At 31.9% G+C, this 20,898-nt stretch carries 26 protein-coding genes; 14 read left to right on the forward strand and 12 right to left on the reverse strand.

Features of this window, described 5'->3' with window-relative positions; all coding sequences use genetic code 11:
• Positions 1 to 20 precede the first annotated feature (20 nt).
• Positions 21 to 893: a shikimate dehydrogenase gene (locus tag LJE08_RS01135; RefSeq protein ID WP_117924128.1), complete on the reverse strand. Its 873-nt coding sequence runs from the start codon at positions 891 to 893 to the stop codon at positions 21 to 23.
• A 23-nt stretch (positions 894 to 916) separates the two neighbouring features.
• Positions 917 to 2,914, reverse strand: coding sequence for an FAD-dependent oxidoreductase (locus tag LJE08_RS01140; RefSeq protein ID WP_227402198.1), 1,998 nt, complete (start codon positions 2,912 to 2,914; stop codon positions 917 to 919).
• A 137-nt stretch (positions 2,915 to 3,051) separates the two neighbouring features.
• On the opposite strand from LJE08_RS01140, the gene LJE08_RS01145 reads away from it, so the two are divergent.
• The gene (locus tag LJE08_RS01145; protein WP_227402199.1) at positions 3,052 to 3,939 is read left to right on the forward strand and encodes a LysR family transcriptional regulator; all 888 of its coding nucleotides are present in this window, start codon (positions 3,052 to 3,054) and stop codon (positions 3,937 to 3,939) included.
• A gap of 136 nt (positions 3,940 to 4,075) precedes the next feature.
• Here LJE08_RS01145 and LJE08_RS01150 read toward each other — a convergent pair whose 3' ends face one another.
• Both LJE08_RS01150 and LJE08_RS01155 read right to left on the reverse strand, forming a co-directional pair.
• Complete coding sequence (locus tag LJE08_RS01150; RefSeq protein WP_227402200.1) at positions 4,076 to 4,315, reverse strand: hypothetical protein; 240 nt, start codon at positions 4,313 to 4,315, stop codon at positions 4,076 to 4,078.
• Positions 4,296 to 4,709, reverse strand: a complete 414-nt coding sequence (locus LJE08_RS01155; RefSeq protein WP_227402201.1) for a hypothetical protein — start codon at positions 4,707 to 4,709, stop codon at positions 4,296 to 4,298. Before LJE08_RS01155 ends, LJE08_RS01150 begins: the two co-directional genes overlap by 20 nt.
• A gap of 263 nt (positions 4,710 to 4,972) precedes the next feature.
• Between LJE08_RS01155 and LJE08_RS01160 the strand changes: the two genes are divergently transcribed.
• From LJE08_RS01160 to LJE08_RS01195, 8 genes are all read left to right on the forward strand, one after another.
• A complete protein-coding gene (locus tag LJE08_RS01160) occupies positions 4,973 to 5,200 on the forward strand; it encodes a hypothetical protein (RefSeq protein ID WP_227402202.1) in 228 nt (75 codons plus the stop codon).
• A 57-nt stretch (positions 5,201 to 5,257) separates the two neighbouring features.
• A complete protein-coding gene (locus tag LJE08_RS01165) occupies positions 5,258 to 5,647 on the forward strand; it encodes a hypothetical protein (protein ID WP_186999105.1) in 390 nt (129 codons plus the stop codon).
• A 70-nt stretch (positions 5,648 to 5,717) separates the two neighbouring features.
• Positions 5,718 to 6,200, forward strand: a complete 483-nt coding sequence (locus LJE08_RS01170) for a hypothetical protein (protein ID WP_227402203.1) — start codon at positions 5,718 to 5,720, stop codon at positions 6,198 to 6,200.
• A gap of 345 nt (positions 6,201 to 6,545) precedes the next feature.
• The gene (locus LJE08_RS01175; protein ID WP_227402204.1) at positions 6,546 to 6,869 is read left to right on the forward strand and encodes a hypothetical protein; all 324 of its coding nucleotides are present in this window, start codon (positions 6,546 to 6,548) and stop codon (positions 6,867 to 6,869) included.
• A complete protein-coding gene (locus LJE08_RS01180) occupies positions 6,866 to 7,633 on the forward strand; it encodes a hypothetical protein (protein ID WP_227402205.1) in 768 nt (255 codons plus the stop codon). Before LJE08_RS01175 ends, LJE08_RS01180 begins: the two co-directional genes overlap by 4 nt.
• A gap of 17 nt (positions 7,634 to 7,650) precedes the next feature.
• Positions 7,651 to 7,962 (forward strand): cyclic-phosphate processing receiver domain-containing protein, encoded by a 312-nt coding sequence (locus tag LJE08_RS01185; protein ID WP_227402206.1) that lies wholly within the window; start codon positions 7,651 to 7,653, stop codon positions 7,960 to 7,962.
• Positions 7,963 to 7,989: 27 nt separating this feature from the next.
• A complete protein-coding gene (locus tag LJE08_RS01190; RefSeq protein ID WP_217256618.1) occupies positions 7,990 to 8,688 on the forward strand; it encodes a metallophosphoesterase in 699 nt (232 codons plus the stop codon).
• 179 nt (positions 8,689 to 8,867) lie between these two features.
• Positions 8,868 to 9,014, forward strand: coding sequence for a hypothetical protein (locus LJE08_RS01195; RefSeq protein WP_186999802.1), 147 nt, complete (start codon positions 8,868 to 8,870; stop codon positions 9,012 to 9,014).
• 37 nt (positions 9,015 to 9,051) lie between these two features.
• Here LJE08_RS01195 and LJE08_RS01200 read toward each other — a convergent pair whose 3' ends face one another.
• The 4 genes from LJE08_RS01200 to LJE08_RS01215 all read right to left on the reverse strand — a co-directional run bounded on the left by LJE08_RS01200 (position 9,052) and on the right by LJE08_RS01215 (position 11,529).
• Entirely contained in the window at positions 9,052 to 9,318 is a 267-nt protein-coding gene (locus LJE08_RS01200) for an ATP-binding protein (protein ID WP_227402207.1), read from the reverse strand.
• Between the two features lie 140 nt (positions 9,319 to 9,458).
• Positions 9,459 to 10,394: a MarR family transcriptional regulator gene (locus tag LJE08_RS01205; RefSeq protein ID WP_186999801.1), complete on the reverse strand. Its 936-nt coding sequence runs from the start codon at positions 10,392 to 10,394 to the stop codon at positions 9,459 to 9,461.
• Positions 10,395 to 10,604: 210 nt separating this feature from the next.
• A complete protein-coding gene (locus tag LJE08_RS01210) occupies positions 10,605 to 11,027 on the reverse strand; it encodes a hypothetical protein (RefSeq protein ID WP_227402208.1) in 423 nt (140 codons plus the stop codon).
• A gap of 109 nt (positions 11,028 to 11,136) precedes the next feature.
• A complete protein-coding gene (locus LJE08_RS01215; RefSeq protein WP_227402209.1) occupies positions 11,137 to 11,529 on the reverse strand; it encodes a DUF3784 domain-containing protein in 393 nt (130 codons plus the stop codon).
• Positions 11,530 to 11,732: 203 nt separating this feature from the next.
• Here LJE08_RS01215 and LJE08_RS01220 point away from each other — a divergent pair, with 203 nt between their 5' ends.
• On the forward strand, positions 11,733 to 13,016 hold the full coding sequence (locus LJE08_RS01220) for a shikimate kinase (RefSeq protein WP_227402210.1): 1,284 nt from the start codon (positions 11,733 to 11,735) through the stop codon (positions 13,014 to 13,016).
• 32 nt (positions 13,017 to 13,048) lie between these two features.
• Positions 13,049 to 14,812 carry a serine hydrolase gene (locus LJE08_RS01225; protein WP_227402211.1) on the forward strand — a complete coding sequence of 588 codons (1,764 nt, stop codon included), beginning with the start codon at positions 13,049 to 13,051 and terminating at the stop codon, positions 14,810 to 14,812.
• Here LJE08_RS01225 and LJE08_RS01230 read toward each other — a convergent pair.
• Entirely contained in the window at positions 14,799 to 15,590 is a 792-nt protein-coding gene (locus LJE08_RS01230; RefSeq protein WP_227402212.1) for a MerR family transcriptional regulator, read from the reverse strand. The genes LJE08_RS01225 and LJE08_RS01230 overlap by 14 nt on opposite strands.
• A gap of 56 nt (positions 15,591 to 15,646) precedes the next feature.
• On the opposite strand from LJE08_RS01230, the gene LJE08_RS01235 reads away from it, so the two are divergent.
• Positions 15,647 to 16,939 carry an MATE family efflux transporter gene (locus LJE08_RS01235; RefSeq protein ID WP_217256611.1) on the forward strand — a complete coding sequence of 431 codons (1,293 nt, stop codon included), beginning with the start codon at positions 15,647 to 15,649 and terminating at the stop codon, positions 16,937 to 16,939.
• Between the two features lie 48 nt (positions 16,940 to 16,987).
• On the opposite strand, the gene larD is transcribed toward LJE08_RS01235, so the two are convergent.
• Positions 16,988 to 17,698: a D/L-lactic acid transporter LarD gene (gene larD, locus LJE08_RS01240; RefSeq protein WP_117924101.1), complete on the reverse strand. Its 711-nt coding sequence runs from the start codon at positions 17,696 to 17,698 to the stop codon at positions 16,988 to 16,990.
• Positions 17,699 to 17,716: 18 nt separating this feature from the next.
• Positions 17,717 to 18,994 carry a nickel-dependent lactate racemase gene (gene larA, locus LJE08_RS01245; RefSeq protein WP_117924099.1) on the reverse strand — a complete coding sequence of 426 codons (1,278 nt, stop codon included), beginning with the start codon at positions 18,992 to 18,994 and terminating at the stop codon, positions 17,717 to 17,719.
• 136 nt (positions 18,995 to 19,130) lie between these two features.
• Here larA and LJE08_RS01250 point away from each other — a divergent pair, with 136 nt between their 5' ends.
• Both LJE08_RS01250 and LJE08_RS01255 read left to right on the forward strand, forming a co-directional pair.
• The gene (locus tag LJE08_RS01250; protein ID WP_117924097.1) at positions 19,131 to 19,787 is read left to right on the forward strand and encodes a Crp/Fnr family transcriptional regulator; all 657 of its coding nucleotides are present in this window, start codon (positions 19,131 to 19,133) and stop codon (positions 19,785 to 19,787) included.
• Between the two features lie 57 nt (positions 19,788 to 19,844).
• Positions 19,845 to 20,363: an ECF transporter S component gene (locus tag LJE08_RS01255; RefSeq protein WP_227402213.1), complete on the forward strand. Its 519-nt coding sequence runs from the start codon at positions 19,845 to 19,847 to the stop codon at positions 20,361 to 20,363.
• A 54-nt stretch (positions 20,364 to 20,417) separates the two neighbouring features.
• On the opposite strand, the gene LJE08_RS01260 is transcribed toward LJE08_RS01255, so the two are convergent.
• On the reverse strand, positions 20,418 to 20,660 hold the full coding sequence (locus LJE08_RS01260; protein WP_227402214.1) for a hypothetical protein: 243 nt from the start codon (positions 20,658 to 20,660) through the stop codon (positions 20,418 to 20,420).
• Positions 20,661 to 20,898: the final 238 nt, after the last annotated feature.

Genomic DNA, 20,898 nt, shown 5'->3' on the forward strand with positions numbered 1-20,898 from the left:
TTTTCTCCTATACTCTCTAATTAAAAATCAAATCCCATTACTTTTTTAATGTGATCGACTGGCATTTCTTTTCCAGTCCATAGTTCGAATGCTGCAGCACCTTGGTAAAGCATCATTGGGAAACCATTTAATGTTTTACATCCAACACTTTCAGCCATTTCCAACAATTTAGTTTTTGCAGGTGCATACACTGTATCTGTTACAATCAAGTCTTCACGTAAGAATGAAGTATCTGGTAACCAAGTTTGTCCTTCTAAAGGTTTCATGCCCATACCAGTCGCATTTGTTAAGATGTAACTTGATTCAATTTCTTTACGCAACGCTTCTTTGTCATCTAAATCAAATAATTTAGCTTTACAGTTTGTGTTTTTGTTGATTTTTTCAACAGTTTCTTCAGCATTTGCCCAGAATTTATCTTTACGGTTGAAGATTGAAATTTCAGCAACACCATCTAATGCAGCTTGAATTTCAATAGCTGTTGCAGCTCCACCAGCTCCAGCAATAGTCATTTTCTTACCAATCGCATCGATTCCCGCATCTTTTAAACCTTTCATGTATCCAACACCATCTGTAATAGTTCCTGTTAATACACCATTGTCATTTACTACTGTATTTACAGCTCCACACATTTCAGCAGCTGGAGTCAATTTATCTAAGTATTTTCCGATAACAGTTTTGTTAGGCATTGATACGTTCCATCCACGAACTTTCATAGCTCTAAAACCTTTAACTGTATCTTCCAAAGTATCATTATCTACTTCGAATGCAAGATAAGCATAATCTAAACCTAATTTTGCGAACGCTTCATTGTGCATCTTTGGTGATGATGAATGGCGAATAGGGTATGCGATCAACCCAATTAATTCTGTGTGTCCTGTAATTCTTTCACTCATGTTCTTTTCCTCCTAAAGTGATTTTATTCTAAGTATCCCTTTGTTTTTAATGTGTTTAAAATGTTACGTCCTTCTGCTGTACCATCAATGATACGACGAGCACGAACGCTATCACCAATATTAACGATTTCTACGTTTTTGTCTTCAAAACTTTCTGTTAAGTCTTTCATCAATGGTGAATAGCTACGCATTCCTAAACAAACGAATCCATAATCAAAGTCTAATTGTTCGTTTTGATCATTACGTTTTACAATAAAGTGATCTGGATGAACTTCTTGCAGTGCTGTTGATGTTAAGATATTTACATGATTCTTTTCTAATAATGCATATGTACCTACTTTAGTAACGATATCTAAATCTTTACCTACAACTGGAAGCATTTCTACGATAGAAACATCAGCCTTACGATTTGAGAAGAATTCAACTACATCAAGACCTACGGCTCCCCCACCGACAACAACAACTTTTTTTCCTTCCATATCCATTGGATAGTTATCGATATTGTTGATCATGCCTAAGATTCCTTTTACGCCGCTTTGTGGACGATCAATATTTTCGCGCAATCCAGTAATTGGAGGTAATAAAGGAGTTGATCCTGTTGCGTTGACAATTACGTCTGGTTTTAAAGCTTCTACCAATGGAATTGTAGCTTCTGTATTTGTGAATGTGATTAAGTTTTTCAATTTACTAGCACGACGAATCAAGTAGTCTGGAAAATCTCTTAAACGTTTCTTTTCTGGAATTTTAGAAATTTCAACACTCAATCCACCTAAATGATCTTCTTTTTCAATTAAGAATGTCATACACCCTACTTCTGCAGCTGTACATGCGGCTTCAAGACCTGCAGTACCTCCACCAATAACGACAACATTACATGGTTTCTTTACTTTTTGGTTCTTATAAGCTTCCCCTTCATTTACACTAGGGTTGATTGTACAACGGATTGGACGATTTAATCCAATACGGTGACCACTACATCCGATGTTACAAGAAATACATTTACGAACTTCATCTAAACGTCCTTCTTTCACTTTTAATGGCCATTGAGGATCCGCTACAAATTGACGTCCTAAACCGATGAAGTCTGCTTGTTCAGATTCAATAATTTTATTTGCGACTTTTGGATCACGAATATTACCTACTGTAATAACTGGTTTATTGAATTTTTCCTTAACCGCAGTCGCCAAATAAGTTCTCCAACCATCTTTTAAGTAGTTGGCATCAATTTGGTATTGAATTGAATCTACAAGTCCACAAGAAACATCGATAATATCAGCTTCTTCTTGGAAGTATTCTAATAAATGTAAAGTATCTTCCAATGTATTTCCACCTGGTAAGAATTCATCTGCACTAATACGAATCAAGATTGGGAAGAATGGTCCAACTGCTTCACGTACAGCTTTTAAAATCAACGATGCAAAACGCGCAAGGTTTTCACAGCTTCCACCAAATTCATCTGTTCTATTATTCGTTAATGGTGATAAGAACTGACTAATTAAATAAGAGTGTCCACAGTGGATTTCAACAGCATCAAATCCAGCAATCTGAGCACGCTTAGCCGCTTTGGCATAGCTTTCAACGATTGAATAAATTTCATCTTTTGTCAAAGGACGAGGAATTGCTCCACCTTTTTTATTTGGTAAATCACTAGCAGATACTGGCTGCATGTTGATTCTTTCAGCAACAGCACTTGCACCTGCATGGTTTAACTGAACGGCAATCTTAGTGTCGTGTTTGTGGATTGTTTCCGTTAATTTGAACATTCTAGGAATGTAGCTATCTAAATCTAAACGTAACTGAGTTGTTCCATTTGATCCTGCCGGATAATCAACACATGCGTTTTCAACGATGATTAAACCAGCTCCACCTTGTGCTCTTTGTTCATAATAATCAATGTGCAAAAAACTCATTTCCCCTGTGTTTTCTGCGAAGTTTGTCCCCATTGGAGTCATAACAATACGGTTTGGAATTGTACATCTTCTGACTTCTAATGGTTGAAATAATGAATTAAACTTTCCCATTTTTCCCTCCTAAATGTTAACTAATTCACAAGACATCTTTATTATAATTTTTTAAACATATTGAAACAATCACGTTTTATCTATTTATTTATAGATTTTTTCTATACATTCATTTATACTAAATCTAGGAGGATACCATGAATCTTAACCATTTATATTACTTTAAAATGCTTGCTGAAACTGAACACTATACACAAGCTGCCAACATGTTAGATATTACTCAGCCTTCCCTTTCCCATGCCATTTCGCAATTAGAGAACGAATTAAATTGTTACTTATTTGAAAAACAAGGAAGAAACATTCGTCTAACAAAATATGGTAAAATTTTCTATGAATATGTCACAAAAGGCTTGAGTGAAATTGAACTTGGACAAAAAAAGATTGATGTCATCACTTCCCCTAATCAAGGATGGATCAACCTAGCTTTTATTTATACACTTGGATATCGTTATGTTCCACATTTAATTCAACATTTCCACTTTGATAAAAACAATAGTAAGATTAAATTCACTTTAAAACAAGGAAGCACAAGCGCCTTATTGGATGGTCTTGAAGAAGAAAAGTACGATTTAGTTCTTTGTTCCTATCAAGAAAATCGAAATAATATCAATTTTGTTCCCATCACAACGGAAGAATTAGTTGTCGTAGTATCAAAATTAAATCCATTGGCTTTAAAGAATGAAATTGATTTGCAGGAACTTCAAAATGAATATTTTATTTATTATAGTAAGCACAGTGGATTAAGACCATTGATTGATGATTTATTTCATTCCAACAATATCGATCCAAACATTCTGTTTGAAGTCGAAGAAGACAGCGCCATCCTTGGTTTAGTTGATATTAACTATGGTGTAGCAGTTGTACCAAACATTCCCATGATTGATCATTTCCATTTAAAGAAGTTAAAAATCAAGAATCCACAAAAGAAACGTATTATTTATATGGCTACAGTAAAAAATAGATATGCACCTCCTGCTGTGCATTCATTTTGTAACTTCATTGTTCAAAACTCCAATATAGATTAAAGAAGAGATCACAAATCGATCTCTTCTTTTAGTCTAATAATAAATTTTCATATTAAATACAGTTTTTTTAGAAAGTAACACCCGCTAAAGCCAATGTACTAAAGTATACAAGGTCAAATTATTGAAATAATATGTATTAATCCTTTGTAAAATAACATCGATATAGTATTTCAATCATTGTTTTATATGAAATTTCTTTTATCCCTATTGTCTTTAAATCTACATTATCATTTTCAACCAATCCCAAAAATTGCTTCATGTCTTCTAGAATTTCTGCACTAACCATTTGTCTAGTATCTAATGCAATCACTTGAGCTAATCGAAAAACATCATTTTTATGTTTCTTTATATTTTTACTATCGACATGTTCCCCCACTTTTCTTTCGCATAGACAGATCAAGATAAGCTTTCATCTTAAATGGTATCAAGCATGTTGGTCTAAGCACCGGAATTCCATCTACAATTATTTGTCCAGTTTTCAACAATTCATAATACTCTTCATTTAAAAGAATTGCTGATAAACTTGATACTTCTTCATCTATTGGAAGTGGAGTTAGATATGCATCATCCTCTAAAATTATATAGTCTGGATTTCTTGAAAAGATTTCGATCATAAATGGATATTCATTACTTTTCGGTGATGTGAAACGATAAAATTGAGCATTTTGAGTACTCTTATTTATATGTGAATACTTAGCTTCTTTAATATATTTCCAAAACGCTTTGCCAAATTCATATGTAATGGATTCAACAATTAAAGCAATATCCAAATCTTTAGTTGCACGAAAAGGAAGTTCTTCACTTTCCGCACATGAAGAAATAATAAAAAAAACACGATAATTAAAGGCTTATTTGAAGTATAAATAAGTTTGAATTGTTTGTTTTTACGCCTGATTTGCGCCTAGAATTTTAAAAAGTAGAATATTGACTTGTAAAATGGTATGCAAAATTGTATGCCATTTTTTTAAAATTAATAGGTTATAATGAGTGTATAGAAAAAAGGTGAAAAAATGGAAAAAAACTAGATACTAATATGTATGTTTATTTTGGTTCTGAGCATTATGATAGAGAACTATTTAAAAATGATAAAAATTTAAATATACCAAAGTTTAGCTTGATTGGATTTTCTTTAAAGTCTAAAAATGGATGGAGAAAATGGCGTGATGATAATGACATGAATAGTGTAAGTAAATATGATTATTTTTGCTTTAGAATAAATAACAATAACTTGGCATTGGAAAACATAGATGATATAAAATAACTTCCTCATTACACAAATAAGGGGAGATATAGTATAGATTATGAAGCACTTTTAAAAATGGATTATCCGATTTATGCGTTGCATATGAAAAGCAAGGTAGCTAAATATTTGTTGGGAATTGAATATGATTGTGTCTTGGTATTAAGTGATGTTTGCTTAATAGAAAACTATAGTGCTAAAGGTACAGATAATCCTATTATTTTTAACAATATATGTCCATTGAAGTATAATAAGCGATTAGTTGGAGAAAAAGAAATTCTATACTTTGAATGCAAATTTAATGATAGGAAGTATATATATTGTGAACAAGCTGACGAATATTATGGCTTTAAATATTTGATAGTTTGTTTATTAAGTGGAGAGATTGTGGAAACTTTAGGATATTATGAAAAAGAATTATTCACTATTTGTGAGGAGATTATGATAGAAAGTGCTAAAGAAATTTAACAAGATGACTATCATATTGAATTTTAAGTACTTTTATGATATTTTAAATTTTAGGCGGGTGATTAAGTATATGTATAAATATCGATATTGTATAACAACTGCAAAAAAAATTGACAATTTAGTTACTTATTCAAAAGAGATTGAAAAATGTATTGATGTATTTAATGAAGCTTCTAGACATGCAAGAAATTATAAAAATATAATTACTCCAGTAAAATTTGATAATTCTAGTGTCGAATTTATCTTAGAATCAGAAAACGATTTAGGAGATAATCCTTCTTTACGCCCTCTTTTGTTATTATCAAAATTATTACTAGATATAGAGGGGTTAAATGAATACTATATAAATAAGAGATTTTTAAAAATTTTGGTATCTAAAAGAATATCTATTGATAATCTAGAAGTTAAACTAAGCGATAAAGATGTTTTTAAATGTTTAGTTGATGTATATATGAATAACGAAAAGTTAACACCCTATATGAATAAACTGAATAAAGATATAAAACAAGATATATATAAATTAGTAGAAGAATATCTAGAAAAAAAAGAATAGAATAAAAGAAATCACTTTATATAAAGGTGATTTTTTTTATGCATTATATCACTGAGTTAACTAACGTATATTAATATCAACATAATAGATGTAACAAAATATTTGCGTACAATACAAATATATGATATCATGATGAAGAGGTGATAAATATGAATAAAGAATACTTGGATTTAATTTATGAAAATGAAGGTGAAGAAGAAGTTAAAAATGCAATACTTTTTGAGGATGAATGGATTGACATTAATGAAGAAGCATGGGAATTGTAAGTTAAAAGAAGGATGAAGTTATGTATAAAAATAAAGACTCTACAAACTACAAAAGATATAAAAGAACAAAGGAAAGATAATGAATATTGTTAAACAAGATAATGTAATAAGAGAAATTAAATCTTTGCCCAGAGTTGAAAAGGAACTGCTTGAATATGAGTTCATAGATAGGAACCCAAGCAGAGTATATGTTTTAGATACTGATGAGGAATATTTCTTAAGTTCGTTACTGTCAGTTCTTGATAATAACGAATTAAACGATACTAAAAAGATACGAATGATTAGAAAGAATATATTGGCAATTCAAAGTTCATTCGCTTTAGAATTATACATTCCGTTTAATGCAATTAAAATTTATACAGAATACTATGTAACGAATTATAAAGATCAGGAGAAAAAATGATGATAGATTATAAAGAGAATTTAATTAATGAAAATAGCGAGTTAAATCAGTATGACCCAATTACAAAGTTGATGAAATATAGAATGTTATCTAATGAAGAAATGATAGATAGAGATAGATGTGAATGTGCATATAGAGCATATAAAAAGTTAAATTGGTTAAATGATAATAACAAAGATTTAGAACCTGATACATTTTTTAGCTCTCCTTATTACTATATTAAAGAAATGTGTAGAAAGTATGATATAGAAAATAATAATAATTATTATGTTAGTGATTTCAAAAGATTTGTAATATCAGAAAAGGATGAGGACTATTTAAATATGGACAATAATCGTGCTCAATACCTTAGAAAAGAATGGTTTTGTTTAAAATCAACAAAAGAGCATTATCGAAAGATATTTACTAACGAAGATGTATTATTTTATGTAGAGAGTGCTCATAAAATTGGTGCGTTTCATATTATACCTAAAAGATTTGGGCATTTGCCAAAATGTAAATGGCTTTTAGATGATGGTATAAGAGCTTTGATGGTGATTGAAGATAATTGGATAAGCATCAAAAGGAGTTATGGAAATATATCATTTGAAGAGTATAAAAGAAAGTTTATGTTAGAAGATGTTTATTATAATAGAAAATTGAGAAAAGAACTAATGATTGATTTTAATATGACATGGGAAGAACTGTTTGAAACATTGAAGAAATTAGCGATAGTGATTAATAATAGAACTGAATCGATTATTCGAAGATTAGAAGAAATGTAAGATGAGGTATTCTTACTATGAAAATATTTGTTGATGATAAAAGAGATTTTAGTGAAGTTCAATTATGTGGATATAATTGTGTTAGGACATATAAGCAATGTATAACGTTATTATCAGTGTTTAAAGATATTGATGCAATTAATTTGGATTATGACTTAGGGGGTGAAGAAACAGGATTAGACATTTTAATTTATATGAAGCAAAATAATATAAAGGTTCGAGAAATATATATACATAGTACTCATCTTGAAGGAGTTAAAGAAATGGAAAAATTTATAAAATATAATTTTAAAGATGTTGATTATTTATATTGTCCTTATAGTGAATAACGGTTGGTAAAAAGGATGTGATTAACAATGATTTATGTAATGAGCGATATTCATGGTATGTATGATAAATATATTGAAATGATGGATTTAATTGATTTAAAAGAGACAGACACATTATATATCTTAGGAGATATAATAGACAGAGGAGTAAACTCTATGAAAATTTTACAAGATATGATGAAAAGGTCTAATGTGTTTGGTATTTTTGGTAATCATGAATTAATGATGGCAGATTGTTTTAATATTATTACGCAAGAAATTACAAATGAGTTCTTAGACAGTTTTGATGAAGAAAAACTAATGAAATTATCTGATTGGATGAATAATGGAGCATTCCAAACAATCCAAGAATTTAAAAAATTAAGTAAAGAAGAACAAAAAGACATTATTGAATATTTAATGGAGTTTACAGCTTATGAAGAAGTTGAAGTGAAAGGAAGATATTATCTTTTAGTTCATGCAGGATTAGGTGATTTTAGTGAGGAAAAATCACTAGATGAATATGATGTAAATGATTTTGTTTGGAAACGTCCTGATTGGGATATTCCATACTTCACAGACCCTAATAAATTTGTAGTTGTAGGTCACACTCCAACATTAGGTATTAATGGAAAACCTGAAATATTTTATAAAAATAATTTCATAGCAATTGATTGTGGTGCTTGTTTTGAAAATGGTACGTTAGCATGTTTGTGCTTAGATACTATGGAAGAATTTTATGTTTAAGTAAACTTTTTCTATTAATCTACAATCGTGTGGTTGACAAAATGAAAGTAGTGTACCCGTTTTATTAATCTGTTATAATTAAAAAGCCAAAGAAAGTTAATGTCTAAGCAGTCATTTGGAACTTTGTTTGGCGACATCCTCACCGAATGGCTGCTTAGACATGTTGAGAATGTTTTTTTATGTCTAATTTTGAAAATCCTTTTAAGGATTTTGTTTTTAGTTTACCCGAAGATAAACTAGATCTTTTAATTGAATGCATCAACAATAGAAAAGATTATGATTTATATGGCGTTACTGCATATGACGGAAAAATGGTGCGCGTGTAGAGCACCATCGGTGTATCTGTAGCGGTCAATCGGTGTGTCAAAATTTTTGATTTCTTAGTGATTCACCTTTGAATTCTAAACGATATGCTTTACATAGGACTCGATCTAAACACGCGTCAGCGTATGCACAATCCTTAAATAAATCGTACAATTCTTTTACTGGGATTTGAGAAACTATCACTGTCGATTTTCTTCCTTCCCTTGAATCGAGAATTTCAAATAGATGTCTATATTTTTCAACATCAAGATTCATAAGTCCAAAATCATCTGTAATCAGTAGGTCTACTTGTGCTATATTTTCCATAATACCTAAAAATTTAAGTGAATCCTACGCTTGTTCATGTGCGCTGAGTTCCATTATTAAATCACATGCTGTCCCACCAATCACAACATACTGATTTTCAAAACCTTTGAACCACTCTTTAAATTTAGTGAACCCATTTATCATTTTTCATTTAGCTCTCTTTCTATACATTCATCTATAGCTTCTTCAATTCGCTCATCTACAATTTCTCTCAAAGATAATGCCACAGATAAACCATCCGCCACATTATCATCTGAAAATAATTTTGGATCATAGCCCCATAATTCAAGTCGAATCTGTTTATTTGGATCTACCAATTCATTTTCCATTTGATTTATATCCATTTTTTGTTCATCAATCGCATATGTTATTAATTTGGAAGGATTCAACATTGAATTTTTGGCCAAAGCACTCTCTGATGCAAGAACCATATTTTCATCAATTCTTGATTTTTCAATATAGCCATATTTCCGAACCGGATCTAACAAGAAAGGTTTTGCCCTTTCAAACAATTCTCTTCTATCATATTTTGATTCAATCACTTTATTAACGCCATCTTTATACACCAAAAATAAGTCACTTGCTTCTAATTGTTTGACCGCTCTTGATAATGTCATTGCTGAATAAGGAAGCTTCTTTCCAACATTTGCGACATACAATTTATTTTGTCTATTATATAAATACATCAAAAACAATTGTTGTGTAGAAAACATAAATTTTTCTTTATACAATGCATTATTTTTCTCTTCCATTAACAGTGTCCCAATAAAAGGAAGAAATACTTGTTTTTCTGTCATAAAAGGTATATTACTTTCTAACATTCCTTTTCTTCTAAAATCAGACAAATTTTTTAAATAAAATGCGACAGGTACATCATCAATTTTTTGAATCTTTTCTATATGCTTTTTCATAGCCGGAAGTGTTGGCAAATCACCAATGGGTCTCATCACGATAAATCGATTATTTGAAACAATAGCTTCATCAATCTCATAATTACCAGCTACATAAAGTGGTAACGCTTGTTTTTTATCCCATGACTTATAATTTATTGTCAATCCAAATACATCTGTTTTCATGTTATCGCAGCCTCCTTTTTAACTCTATCATTTCAATTTTAACTTTAGTAACGTTAAATGTAAAGTTTTTACGTTAAATTGCGATATCCTTCATAATCCTATCCTTTTAAGTATAATAAAAGGCAAAAACGTCAACAATTTCAAGTTTACAAAGTACGTTTTTGCCATAAATATTATATTCGATTAAGAAAAAGACATAAATCTTTTCTTTTAATCTAATAATAAGTTTTCATATTGAATATAGTTTCTTAAAAAAGTAACACCTGCTAAGGCTAATGCACAGCCAAGTCCTGAATAGAAAAAGGCAATAAAGATATCTGGAAAGATACCTGCTGCTCTAAATCCAATTCCTCCACCCATCATACAAGCCATGATCATGTAGGCTTTTAAATCAAAGAAGTGCCAGAATGGACGTGTTGCTTCATATCCCATAATTCGCTTTGTGTGTTTCTGACTCATCTTGAAAAACATCATTCCAAATGCACAGAACACAACAATTGTTAAAATATATAAATACCATTTCGATTCAATTACACGATACGATAGTACACCAAGTCGTGCGACATTAAATCCTGCAATCAACCATACAATTCCTGCTATTAACAAAAGAGTTCTTTTCTTTACATGAAACATAAGTATGCCCTCCTAAATCGTTTAATTTAGAACGATTATATAAATTTTCATTCTTTCGGTCAACACTTATATTGAATCATATATAAGACTTAAAAGCTCTTTACATACTTTAATGAATCAAATATTTTTCAAATGCCTTTTCGGCATCCAAATTAAAATTATGAAAGAATATTATTAACCAAACAAGAAGAGCTGTCAATGCGATATATGCACTTAGAAAATAAGATAGGATAGCCCCAATACTTAGAATCACAAAATAGATGAAGCATTGATTACGCATATCTCTAGAAATATTAGCTTTATCATATTTTTCCGGATGATTTAGTATACGAAATCCAGAAACAAATTGTGCCCCTTTTTCTTTCAGCAACGCAAACATTATTCCTAAAATAAGAAAGAATACTGCCAAAATAATACATGCCGCAAATCCAACATTCATAATAACCACCACTTTTATTATACACTTTGAAACAACTTTCTGATTTTTTACATTTATTTTCATTTTAGGGTTGCCACTTACAAAAAAATGGTGTATCCTATGCATATGAACACTTCAAGACATTATTACTTTTACTTTAAATAGCCCTGAGAAAAGCCATATGTATACGATGGTTATTTTTAAGTTTCAGGGCATTCAAAAAGCATTTCTTCTTCGAAATGCTTTTTTTAACATTTAAAGAGCTGTTCTAGAAAAGAGGAAATGATATGAAATACGGATTGATAGGTGAGCACTTGGGGCATAGTTTCTCCAAACAAATTCAGACAAGAATTGCAGAGATTGAGAACGTAAAAGATTATGACTACCAATTGGTGGAATTAGATAAAGAAGAATTCAAAGAATTTATGGAAAAGAAAGATTTCACAGGAATCAATGTGACTATTCCATATAAAAAGGATGTCATTCCTTATTTAGATGAAATGGATGAGAGTGCTAAAGCCATTGGTGCTGTCAATACAATCATCAATGTAGATGGCAAATTAAAAGGGTACAATACAGACTTTGGTGGATTCTTATATATGGTTAAAGCCCACAACGTACATATGGAAGGCAAAAAAGTCTTGATTATTGGTAACGGTGGTGCATGTGCTGCTGTTAAAGCCGTTTGCGAACATGAAAACGCAAAAGCCATTGTGATTGTTTCGAGAAGCTCAGATCGTGGTGCCATTGGATATGATGAAATGTACACATCACATTTAGATGCAGATATTGTCGTCAATACAAGTCCAGTTGGTATGTATCCAAATATTACGAATGCACCAATTGATGTAAGCTGGTTCCATAAATTAGAATGTGTATTAGATGTTGTATACAACCCAATTCTTACGCGTTTATGTTTTGAAGCTCAAGAAGCCGACATCAAACGTGTAATTGGTTTGGAAATGTTGATTGCACAAGCCAAATATACATTTGAAATTTTCGAGAACATGTCTTTTGATGATTCAATCATTGATGAAATCAAAAAAGAAATGTTGAAAGATCGTTGTAACATCGTATTAATTGGTATGCCAAGTGCAGGGAAAACAACAATTGGTAAAATGCTTGAAGAAAAGCTTGGAAAAGAATTCTTCGACTTAGATGATATGATCATCGCCAAAGCTGGAAAAAGCATTCCTGAAATCTTCCAGGAATCTGGTGAAGCAGGATTTAGAGCCATTGAAACAGAAGTTGCGATTGAAGCAAGCAAGATGAACAATAAAATCATTGCGACCGGTGGTGGTACCATTAAACATAAAGTCAATATGGACTTCTTGCGTTTAAATGGAATCACAATTTTCATTGATCGTGATGTTGATAAATTAATCAGCTCCGATCCAAATAGACCACTATCGAGTTCTAAACTAGCCCTTCAACAAATGCATAAAGAAAGATACCCATTGTATCAAAAATATGCTGCTTATGTAGCTGTCAACAATACGAATATTGAAGAAACGGTTGACGATATTGTGAATGCCTATCACAGCATTTTGATTGATGCAGTTGCAGATTAACTTCTCATTTTCTTTTATAAAGGAGAAATCATATGGAAAATCAAGTTACTCAATTATTAAAAGCTATGGTAAAACCAGACTATACAGCTTGTAGCTATGCCTTTATGCAGGATGGAAAAATTGTCTGTGCCGATGCGATTGGTGTCATCGACAAAATCAACAATCAATCCATCACGACGGATTGTACATTTAATGTATGTTCGATATCTAAAATCTATTGTACCGTATGTGTTATGCAGTTAGTGGATGAAGGATTGATTCAACTTGAAGATAAAGTTGCAGATATTCTTCCTCAATTTACAATGAAAGATGAAAGATACAAAGATATTACAGTACGCATGTGCCTAGATCATTCGAGTGGACTTCCAGGGACACAATGGAAACATTTTAGTGTGAGTACCACTTCTAAGTTTAACTACTATAGCGAAGTATTAAACTATTTATCAAACAGCACCTTAAAAGCAGATCCAGGAACTTACAGTACCTATTGTAATGATGGATTCACATTAGCTGAAATGGTCGTTTCAAAAGTTCGTAATATGCCTTATGAAGATGTCTTAAGAAAATATATTACAGAAAAGATTGACGCAAATAGCACCAATACGACATATATAATCAATTCAGATTATCCTTTAGTTTCTGAAGGTAAGAAACCAAAAGAATACTTCCCAATTCAAGGAGCTGGTGGCATCACCACTTCTATGATTGATTTATGTAAATTTGGACAAATATTTCTAGAGCCTAATTCTATTATTAGTGAAAAGTCAAAAGCTTTAATGGCTAAATCTTGGGGCACTACATTTCTAGAATCGGATCTAGGCGCCATTGATTTTGGCTTAGGTTGGGACTTAGTCAGACACCATGATCCAGACTATGATTTTGGTGACGGCGTTTTAGCCAAAGGTGGAAACAGTATGTTCTTTAGTTCAAGACTGATCATTGTTCCTAAATACAATGCCGTATTAGCATTAAGTGAAACACATGATTGCGGACTCGATGTTCCTACAACTTTAATGCGCTTATTCAATACCTATTTAGAACCAAATACATATCCAGATTATTCAGAAATTTATGCCCATGCCTTTGGCTTACAAAAAATCACAACCATAAAATCAAGTATGGTTGTGCAAGATAAAACGGAAAAAGGCTGGGTCATGAGTGATTTGTTGGATTATGCAGATGGTAAATGGACAAATGAAAAAGGAAATCAAATCTTCTTTGAAGAAGACTATCTTTTAAAGACAACAAGAAATCGTACGGTTGCGTTTGCACAAAAAGCAAAAAAACAAGAACTAAACTCAGTCTGGAAATCCAGATTAAACAAAAAATATATTGTGTGTGATACAACTTACTATGATATTGTCACAAACCAAATGTTATGCAGTGTTGAATTTAACAGAACAGAAGATACAATGTCATTGATTGTACATGGCAATAAATCCGAATCCGTCGTATCTGAATTTCCAATTGAAGTAATCGATGATACGCATGCACAAAGCTATTTAAATACGCCTTGTAACGGTTCTAGAGATCGTATTGAGCCTTACTTTGAAAATGGTAAATTATATTGTGCAAGCTACACCTATATTTGTGAAGATGATATCGAACCATATAATTCTCAATTGTTTGAAAAAGAAAATAAAGTCTACAAAATCAACAACACTTTAGAAGTCTTACCAACTATTTGTGAAAATCATCGAATTCTAGTATTAGACTCAAATGGAGATCTATACTATGATTCAATAGATGTCGAAGAATATAAACCTATTGAATCTGGATTCATCATCTTGGTTTAACCTTAATGTGGATGGAGGTAATATACTCCTCCACTTTTTTTGTTTCATGAATATCAATCAATAAAAATTCTAAGAATGGACCATCAACTGTATAATTGTGTTCTTTAATCCAATCTTGCATTTTATTAAACAATTGATTCGTTCGATCATATTCCCCTGAATAAGTATATGTACAATACATACCTTCATCTAGAATAAAGTCATGTTTTTCTTCTTGAGTTAAAATAAATACACTTGTATACACATACTCATTATTTTTATATTCAACAACACTGCCTGAATCCATATTTCCTAATACAGAAATATCTTCTTCCATCGATTCACTTAGTTTCGTCAATAAAAAGTCAATTTTTTCATCTTGATCAATTTTTTCTTTTAAATACCGACAATATCTTTTTGGATATACTTCAATCTTACATGTATCAAATTCAATATACTGGGTACGATTCAAATCTTCAATTCGCGTTTGAATGGAACTTAGGGTTGTATTCAATTCTTGAATCTGTCTTTGAATCAATCTTTCTTCTTCTTTTAAAAACACAATTGTATTATTCACACTACGATTATCTAAGTATTCTTTGATTTGATGCGTATCATACCCTAATTTTAAACAATCTCGAATAATATTTAAAATATAGATATCATTCAGTGTGTATAATCGATAATTTGATTTTGATCGTATTGGACAAATTAAACCTACTTCTTCATAATATCTTAAAGAGTCTGTTTTAATATTGTATAATTTTGCGATTTCATTGATTTTATAATATTTTTTCATGTAGCCACCCTTGACCTTAGTATTATACCAAGGTTTACACTTAACTTGGTGATTTTATGTTGAAACAATATCTTAAATTTGTCATACCATCCATATGTTCGATGGTTATCTTTAATCTATATACCTTAGTTGACGGTATATTCGTTGCCCACTATGAAGGCGATACGGCATTAGCCTCCATAAACGTGGCAAGTCCATATGTCACAACCATTTTCTCCATTGGAGTCTTATTTGCGATTGGATCAAGTACAGTGATGTCCATTTATCGAGGTGCGAATGAAGAAAGAAAAATGCATGAAGTATTCACAATGAATACCATCACAATTTCATGTATAGCTTTATGTATTGCAATTTTATCTTTTATAAACTCACATCACATTACAGAATTTTTAGGTGCAAACGAAGATGTGTTTTTTTATGCAGATACATACATCAAAGTATTATCCTGCTTCTCCTTCTTTTACATTGTATCCTATTGTTTCGAAGTCCTTTTAAAGGCCGATGGCTTCCCCCAAAAATCCATAATGGGTATTTGCCTAGGAGCTGGCACAAACTTAATTCTTGACCCTTTATTTATGGGAACTTTTAACATGGGGATTGGTGGTGCTGCCTTAGCTACAGGTTTATCTCAACTTGTGACTTTCTGCTTCTTCTTTTATCATTTTGCGTTTAGTCATAAATCACATTTCCATTTTGTGAAGGCAAACTATCCTTGGCATGAATATTCTAGAATTTTATCTTTAGGCCTTCCCGATTGTATTTCTGAAATTTCTCCAGGCATAATGATTACAGTATTTAATTATCGCATCAACCAATTACTTGGTACGGATGGATTAGTTACTTTTACTGTCTTGATGTATATTTATAATCTTGTATTGATGGTGATGGTTGGAACCAGTCAAGGAACACAGCCTTTAGTTAGTTATTACTATGGTCGAAACGATAAAAAATCCGTTTCAACTTTTCATAAATATGCACGTATTTTAGTCTCTTGTGCTGGAGTTTTATTATTCTTAATTGTAGAAGTGTTTGCACCAAATATCACGGCTGCTTTTATTCCAGTAAATACAGAAAACTACTTTAATACCATTTTAGCATTACGTCAATTTAGCTATGTCTTCTTGATTATGGGACATGTCGTGATCACAAGCGGCTACATGGTCGCTTTAGAAGAGCCAAGAAAAGCCTTTGTGCTTTCGATTTCTCGTGGCATTCTCTTTGTCTTATTATCCCTATTTGTTTGTACAACATTATTTAAGGAAAATGGAATTTGGATCAGTTGTACAGTCTCTGAAATCTTCTGTTTAGGTATTGCCCTATATGATTTAAAATCACAAAGAAAAATATAAAAGAAGACAGATATTCATTTTGATTTTGAATATCTGTCTTTTCTAATATTAGATACCTAAAAACAAATGGCAGAACAAAGCAGCAAGTAATGCACCTACAAAAGGAGCAATTCCTGGAACTAATAGTCCATATTGCCAATCATTATTGGCTTTATTTTTAATTGGTAATAATTGGAATGCCAAACGAGGTCCTAAATCACGAGCTTGATTCATCGCAAATCCAGTTGTTCCTCCAAGACCCATACCTACTGCCCATACAATAAGGCCTACGCCAATTGGTAGTTGTGTTTCATATTTGGTAGCAACAGCTAAAATGGCACTCAAGAAAATAGTTGTAGCGATTGTTTCGACAAAGAAGTTTCGAGGTAGATTTCTGCAGTTTGGATTGGTAGAGAAAATATTACGAATGGCGATTGGGTTCACATTTCCTTCGCTTTCTGTAAAATGATCTTTATACATCACAAAACAAATCAAAGCTCCAACAAGAGCACCTAAAAATTCGGCAACAACGTATGGAATAAAACTAGTCCATGGAAGCATACCTAAAGCACATTGTGCAAGTACCATGGCAGGATTCATACAGACTCCACCAAAAATATATAGACAAACACTGATGCCAAAGGCCCATGTTGTGATCGCAAAGATGTGTCCACTTCCGTGATATTTTGTGTTTGTCAAAACTTCATCGCAGTGTACTCCGACACCAAATAAAATCATAAGTCCTGTTGATAAAAATTCCGCAATTAAATTATGTAACATAAATTCAAATTTCCTTCCTTAAATATTTACAACGACACCCAAGCCATCAGGAATGACGGCAACCTTGGCATCTTTTCCTTTTATTTCAAACGCTTTTTGTAGCGCTTCATCTACGCTTGTAGCTAAATCCATATGCATATCTTTCACAAGTTGTGGATCTACTAAATCGGAAACCAAGATCACTTTGTGATGTGCTAAAATACGCGCACAGATTTGTGATGTCCATTGATCTGGAACGGTTTCTAAACGTGGAGTATGAATGGCTTTTTGTTCAAATTCTTCTGGATCTTTCACATCTGCAATATTATGATAGAATCCAATACCTCCATGTCCATCACGACATCCTGCAATCATGATGATAATGCCATCTGGATTTAATGTAGCTTCAGCAGCTGTCATTCCTTTGATTGCCTGATAAATATTTTGATCCAAAGGATATCCACCATTCGTACTGATTGCGATATCACAATCTACTTTATTTACACTTGCCAAAGAACGAACAAAATCACAACCTTTTTCATGAGCTTTTTCCATATCTCCCGCAAAAGAACCAATAATTTCATGATTTCCATTTAATACAACATTGACAATAAAGGCTAGTTTGGCCGTTCTTGCCGCATACACCATATCTTCATGAATCAAATTGTGCTGCAAATTACCTGGACGTGACATTTTATCATTGATAAATTCACCACTGTGATTTGCCATGATTGTTTTATAAGATGCAATGCCTGGCAACACAGATTTTCTTCCTCCAGAGAATCCTGCAAAGAAGTGTGCTTCAATAAAGCCTTCAGAAATCAATAAATCAGCTTCCGCTGCAACCTTGTTGATAATGCAGTCTCCTCCACTTGGTAACTGTCCAATTTTTACCATCGAAGAATCATCTGTAGATACGTGCATAACAATTTCTTCATTTTTTACAATGTCTTCTCCATATTTAGCCACAAGCTCTTCATGCGTACTTTCTCTATGGAATCCTGTCGCAACTAAAATACGAATACGTGCATCGGGTGACACACTACGAATTCTTCTTAAAAGAATAGGGGTAATAATTCTTGAAGGCACTGGACGCGTGTGATCTGAACTAATAATGACCACATTTTTCTTGCCTTTCGCAAGTTCTTCTAAGCTTTTTGAACCAATGGGATGATTCAAAGATTGTTCCACAATTTCATTTTCTGAAAGTGTAGTTTTATAATCACTTTGTCTTCCCTCTAAAACACCAGCTAAATTCTTATCTTCTAATTTGATTTTCATTTGACCTTTATCATAAGGCACATTCATTTCAAACATTTTTATCTCTCCTTTTTTTCCAGGGATTAATATAATCCGAAACATTCAATCGCGAAACACCATCCGTTGTTAACGTTTGTTGTTTCGCGAAATTTAGAGTATTGTTATAATTCAAAACCGGTAAAGGAGTGCGAATATGGACAATGAGTACTTATTAAACTTTTTAAAAGAAAAAAATGTAGCAACCATCAAGAAAAAGAAACATACCTATTTAACGTATTATGGACTTGAACAACAAGATACTTATGTATTAAAAGATGGTGTCGTCAAGACAAGTGTCATTTTACCAGATGGTCGTGAATTCAACATTTCTTACATCAATACCCCAGACATACTATCTTTATTAAGAGATCAAGTAAGTCAATATACATCCGCACCATTCAATGTTCGTATTGAAAGTGATGTGGCAACATTTTATCGTATTCCTAGAGTTTTATTTTGGGATTATGTGAGTCAAGATAAAGAGCTACAGGATTATGTCAATTCTTATTATAGAGAAAAATTGTCTGAAGCTATTTTTCGCCAACAAATCATGATGATGAATGGAAAAACAGGTGCAATATGCTCCTTCTTATATCAATTGATTGATTTATTTGGTCGAAAAGTAGAGGCAGGTACTCTTATTGATTTTCAAATCACAAATGATGATATTGCAGGATTTTGTGGAATCTCCACTCGTAATAGCGTGAGTCGAATTATCTGTAAATTAAAAGAGGAAGGCATCATTAAAATTGTGAATCAAAAAATATTAATTTTAGATGTAGATTTCTTAAAACAATATGTACAATGTTAAGTATTGATATGTCCATACATCCTTACCAAGTATTTTTAGAAGAAGAGGTATTTAACGATGAATAGTATCACAAGAAAACTAGTATCATGCGCTTTATGCATCGCTTTAGGTGTATTGCTTCCTATGGCATTTCATGTTATCCCAAATGCTGGAAGCATATTCTTACCAATGCACATTCCAGTATTGGTTTGCGGACTATTTTGTGGATGGCCATATGGTTTGGCATGTGGAATTTTAACACCTTTCATTTCAAGCGTAACAACAGGTATGCCACCTGCAATGATTTTGCCACAAATGATGGTTGAATTAGCTGTATATGGTTTAGTTACTGGTTTGTGTGCAAATTATATTCCTGTTAAAAATGAAATGACAAAATTATATATGAGTTTGATTATTGCGATGCTTGCAGGAAGAATCATGAACGGTTTAGTCAATACATGTATTCTTAGTACACAAGGCTATACTTTATCTGTATTTATGAGTGCTAGTTTTATTACTTGTCTTCCAGGTATCGTCATTCAACTGATTGTCATTCCTGTTTTGGTTCGTATTTTAAATAAAAGAATTCCTGCATAAAATCATATAAAAGGACCGAATTTTCAGATTATAGATCTGATATTCGGTCCTTTCTTATTGTCGATCAAAACATTTCTTACCAAAATCTGGATTAAAATTGCTTCGAATATACCTATCCGTGGATACAATCACAAATTCGTTGGTATCCTCTTTATAGTACACATCATCCCCATCTTCCTTTTCGGTTTTATGTAAGGACTCTGGATTATTGACTGCATCACTTGCAGCCATTTCATATTCTTCACTGGATACAAATCCCATTTCTTTTCCATGTTTTTCATAGTGAGACTCTAACAAATCTTCATTACGAAAATGGTATTCTTGATAAACAACGACAACTTGTTTTTGTTCCTTAACTTCACATCCTATTGGAAGTACAAGTGAGAATATACAAAGAAATAAGAGTAAATATTTGTTTTAACAGATATATTGGTGACTTGTTAATATAACTGACATTAATGATCTCTATTTAAGACTTATTGTATAGGTGTAAACGAAAGAGAGACTACACTTATGACAAGAACTTCAAAATATT

This window comes from Holdemanella sp. DFI.5.55 (assembly GCF_020593575.1).
GTDB classification, from domain to species: Bacteria; Bacillota_I; Bacilli_A; order Erysipelotrichales; family Erysipelotrichaceae; genus Holdemanella; species Holdemanella hominis.

Bases quoted from the DNA above. Each gene is read 5' to 3' on its own strand.
- LJE08_RS01175 (WP_227402204.1), top strand. From the start codon at position 6,546: ATGAATATTGTTAAACAAGATAATGTAATAAGAGAAATTAAATCTTTG.
- LJE08_RS01250 (WP_117924097.1), top strand. From the start codon at position 19,131: ATGGACAATGAGTACTTATTAAACTTTTTAAAAGAAAAAAATGTAGCA.
- LJE08_RS01185 (WP_227402206.1), top strand. From the start codon at position 7,651: ATGAAAATATTTGTTGATGATAAAAGAGATTTTAGTGAAGTTCAATTA.
- LJE08_RS01235 (WP_217256611.1), top strand. From the start codon at position 15,647: ATGTTGAAACAATATCTTAAATTTGTCATACCATCCATATGTTCGATG.
- LJE08_RS01135 (WP_117924128.1), bottom strand. From the start codon at position 893: ATGAGTGAAAGAATTACAGGACACACAGAATTAATTGGGTTGATCGCA.
- LJE08_RS01225 (WP_227402211.1), top strand. From the start codon at position 13,049: ATGGAAAATCAAGTTACTCAATTATTAAAAGCTATGGTAAAACCAGAC.
- LJE08_RS01215 (WP_227402209.1), bottom strand. From the start codon at position 11,529: ATGAAAATAAATGTAAAAAATCAGAAAGTTGTTTCAAAGTGTATAATA.
- larA (WP_117924099.1), bottom strand. From the start codon at position 18,994: ATGTTTGAAATGAATGTGCCTTATGATAAAGGTCAAATGAAAATCAAA.
- larD (WP_117924101.1), bottom strand. From the start codon at position 17,698: ATGTTACATAATTTAATTGCGGAATTTTTATCAACAGGACTTATGATT.
- LJE08_RS01180 (WP_227402205.1), top strand. From the start codon at position 6,866: ATGATGATAGATTATAAAGAGAATTTAATTAATGAAAATAGCGAGTTA.
- LJE08_RS01165 (WP_186999105.1), top strand. From the start codon at position 5,258: ATGGATTATCCGATTTATGCGTTGCATATGAAAAGCAAGGTAGCTAAA.
- LJE08_RS01255 (WP_227402213.1), top strand. From the start codon at position 19,845: ATGAATAGTATCACAAGAAAACTAGTATCATGCGCTTTATGCATCGCT.
- LJE08_RS01190 (WP_217256618.1), top strand. From the start codon at position 7,990: ATGATTTATGTAATGAGCGATATTCATGGTATGTATGATAAATATATT.
- LJE08_RS01140 (WP_227402198.1), bottom strand. From the start codon at position 2,914: ATGGGAAAGTTTAATTCATTATTTCAACCATTAGAAGTCAGAAGATGT.
- LJE08_RS01200 (WP_227402207.1), bottom strand. From the start codon at position 9,318: ATGGAAAATATAGCACAAGTAGACCTACTGATTACAGATGATTTTGGA.
- LJE08_RS01210 (WP_227402208.1), bottom strand. From the start codon at position 11,027: ATGTTTCATGTAAAGAAAAGAACTCTTTTGTTAATAGCAGGAATTGTA.
- LJE08_RS01195 (WP_186999802.1), top strand. From the start codon at position 8,868: ATGTCTAATTTTGAAAATCCTTTTAAGGATTTTGTTTTTAGTTTACCC.
- LJE08_RS01220 (WP_227402210.1), top strand. From the start codon at position 11,733: ATGAAATACGGATTGATAGGTGAGCACTTGGGGCATAGTTTCTCCAAA.
- LJE08_RS01205 (WP_186999801.1), bottom strand. From the start codon at position 10,394: ATGAAAACAGATGTATTTGGATTGACAATAAATTATAAGTCATGGGAT.
- LJE08_RS01230 (WP_227402212.1), bottom strand. From the start codon at position 15,590: ATGAAAAAATATTATAAAATCAATGAAATCGCAAAATTATACAATATT.
- LJE08_RS01145 (WP_227402199.1), top strand. From the start codon at position 3,052: ATGAATCTTAACCATTTATATTACTTTAAAATGCTTGCTGAAACTGAA.
- LJE08_RS01170 (WP_227402203.1), top strand. From the start codon at position 5,718: ATGTATAAATATCGATATTGTATAACAACTGCAAAAAAAATTGACAAT.
- LJE08_RS01160 (WP_227402202.1), top strand. From the start codon at position 4,973: ATGTATGTTTATTTTGGTTCTGAGCATTATGATAGAGAACTATTTAAA.